This window comes from Paraburkholderia humisilvae (assembly GCF_902859855.1).
In the GTDB taxonomy this organism is placed as follows: Bacteria; Pseudomonadota; Gammaproteobacteria; order Burkholderiales; family Burkholderiaceae; genus Paraburkholderia; species Paraburkholderia humisilvae.
The window spans coordinates 1-2,627 of the sequence record NZ_CADIKH010000251.1 but is presented as its reverse complement, the minus strand read 5'-3'; the positions used below and the strand labels follow the sequence as shown (position 1 = coordinate 2,627).

Sequence of the window (2,627 nt, the reverse complement as noted above, 5' to 3'; positions counted from 1 at the left end):
CTGCGGCTTTTTTGCGCCCTCGTTCTTGTCGCGTTGTCCGTGTCTGTCGATCTGACAACGCCCGTCGTCTGACGTCGACGACGGACAAAACGCTTTATTCAGGGCGGACTATCGAATACTGCGGCAATCCCGAGCATCACGAATACGAGCTCTCACTGGCTCTCGATAACATCGATCACAAGCGCGCGAAGGCAAAGACGCCGCATCCCGGTGCCAGGTGCCGCAGATCAATCATCTGGTCCAATCGAACCCGAGAAACTGGTCCGTCGTCACGTTTGTTCTGCGTTGACTTCTCTCAGGCTCTTATTGTCATAATATTAATTCCTGGAAGTTATCAATCACGGAGGGAATTCATCACCGCTCGCTTGTCCCACAATGTCGGGGCCATTCTGCAGGGCCAACATGCCGAGCTTTGCGCCTCTGGATACAACCTACGATTGTTACTGCACGCAATCGTCCGCCTGGAGCCCGGACCCGTATTTCTAACTCGTGGCTACGCTGCATGTTCAATGTCACTCCGCAATCCTTGCTGGTGATCAACAGATCGTCTTGATATGTGCATTACGCCTTTGCCGCGTGTGCGATATGCCCCATCGCCCATGTGCAGGTTCATATTATTGGATTACCCCATCATATCTTTATAGTTCGAGATGAAATATTTCGCGATGGCGGCCATTCTGCCATATTGAAACAGGATAGAATTTGCGTTGCCTACGCATTTCTTGAGCATTCGGATCGGAAAATTTCATTTGTGGAAACAACCCCATGTCAGTGGTAGGGTACATGATTGTTCTTCCGACAAATTTCCCGAGAAAGCCAAAGCCAGTAGCAAACTCGTGCCTTCCACCCAAAAGGTGTCCAATCTCATGCAAGGCCGTTTCGGGATCTGTCGCAAGCGCAAACGCCCCGTTCTGCGTCGCGAACCCGGTCGCACGCATGCCTTCTCGCAACGGAGCTACCACAACGAACAATTTCCCTGAGTTAATTTGGAACCTGGAAAAGGCGTGCTTGCGTTGTCGTGTTATGTGTTTTGCTATGCCTTTGAGGGCCGCATTGTGCTGTCTGTCTTCAGCTTTTTCACTAAGATCCACCCCTCCTTGGGGCACATAGTCCCGGTAGCCGAAATGAAATTTCGACCGTACGTCAAGACCGGAAAAAACCTCCTTTATTGCCTCGATGGAGCTTTCTTGCGAATACGCTGCTTTAACGTCCGCCTGGAATTTCAGGTCGCTCGGGTCTTGATTGGTTGCCTGAGCAAGCTCATCTGATACAAGGTAGTTAATTTCCAGGGATGGCTCGCGATTTTCCGATGGATAGCATCCATCCATGTAGGTAGCGCGTTCTTCGTCACTCATCTCCAACGTGTCCGCAGGAGGAAAGCCAGGCGGCATTTTTGGCTTAGCCCCGTGAAGACGAATCTGACTGTCAGCTGCGGGCACCAAGGCAAAGCTATTGTTCGATGCGCTTGGTGCTGGGGAGGCTAGCATTGCCGGCTGCATGACTGATGTTGAGTTAGCCTGTGGGAAGGACCGTGGCGTAATGTTGGTGTTCTGCGACACGTGCGCGGACGTCAGGCCCAAGAGGTTAGGCGTGTGGTGCAACGCCCGAAGGTACTGAGGTTCGACGATGAGCTTGAGAAGCAGTTGCAAGAGTAAGGTCGGTTCGGGCGGTGCCAGCTGACGCGTCATGAAATCGTGCAAAGAAGTCGTTTGGGGTAGCGAAACTCGTCCGATCTCACCAAAAACCGCGTGCCTCCCAAGCGCGGGCGACGGCCCGCGAGCGGGCACTGGCTTCTGCCCACGCTTGTCGTATGTGCTGTTATTGAATCGCTGTGCGGTACGGCTTGTCTGGAGGTCAACAGGCATATGCAATCCTTGTGTGCAGTTAAATGCGATGCCGGAAGCGAGAAACGTGCTTCAAGTGCAAAAAGCCCACAATACCGTAGGCGACGTATTCGGTGCCGGATGTTTCGCGCAACGGCACGCGATGCAGAGCAAATTCCCATACGGTTCCGCGAGCGTGCGTGACGTTTCGCTTCTCGATGGCAACCGATGTTGTCGATGCGCGTCGCTCAGACGGATTCCAGCTGGATACTCTAGACACGACTATTCATTTTGGCCGACTGGTCGCGAGTTTTGATGCCGATAATGTGCGAGGTAGCCCAAGGCGCCAATTGATCGCGGCAGCAGCAGGTTACCGCTTGTCCCCACCGCGCGCCCCACTTGGTTCAGCATGTCATTAAGCTGGCTCCAGCGCCGCCGCATGCCGGTGTTTATCAACATAGTTGTCGTGAAACTTCACGCGCACTGCTTTAATTCGGCCGGCGGTATGCGCTCCGGATTGAGCGAGACTTCATCCTTCAATTCCCAGTTACGAGTCGAGCCGGACCAACGTTGCGGATTACGTGCCTTAGCCTGCGCGTAGACGGCTTCCCGTAGTGCCAGCACTGCGGTGGCGAGGTCGTTATGACGCTGTGCCGGTGTGACGAATTTCAGGCCGCTGTGTTTGTCGCACGTACTGCTGCGTCCAGGCACGCGCCCCGTCGAGGCTCGTGAACGCCTTGCGCGGGTAGTCGGGCCGATACTTGCACGTGCGGAACAGCGCCTCGGCGTACGGGTTGTCGTTGC

The 2,627-nt window shown here is 54.5% G+C and carries 1 protein-coding gene and 1 pseudogene; both read right to left on the bottom strand.

The window, feature by feature from the left end; translation table 11 throughout:
• Positions 1-638: 638 nt before the first annotated feature.
• Positions 639-1,865, bottom strand: a complete 1,227-nt coding sequence (locus HV796_RS41560; RefSeq protein WP_217478224.1) for a zinc-dependent metalloprotease — start codon at positions 1,863-1,865, stop codon at positions 639-641.
• A gap of 432 nt (positions 1,866-2,297) precedes the next feature.
• Positions 2,298-2,627: pseudogene (locus tag HV796_RS45185) on the bottom strand (IS3 family transposase); the annotation flags it as partial.

Coding starts and splice junctions, on each gene's coding strand:
- HV796_RS41560 (WP_217478224.1), bottom strand. CDS start 1,865: ATGCCTGTTGACCTCCAGACAAGCCGTACCGCACAGCGATTCAATAAC.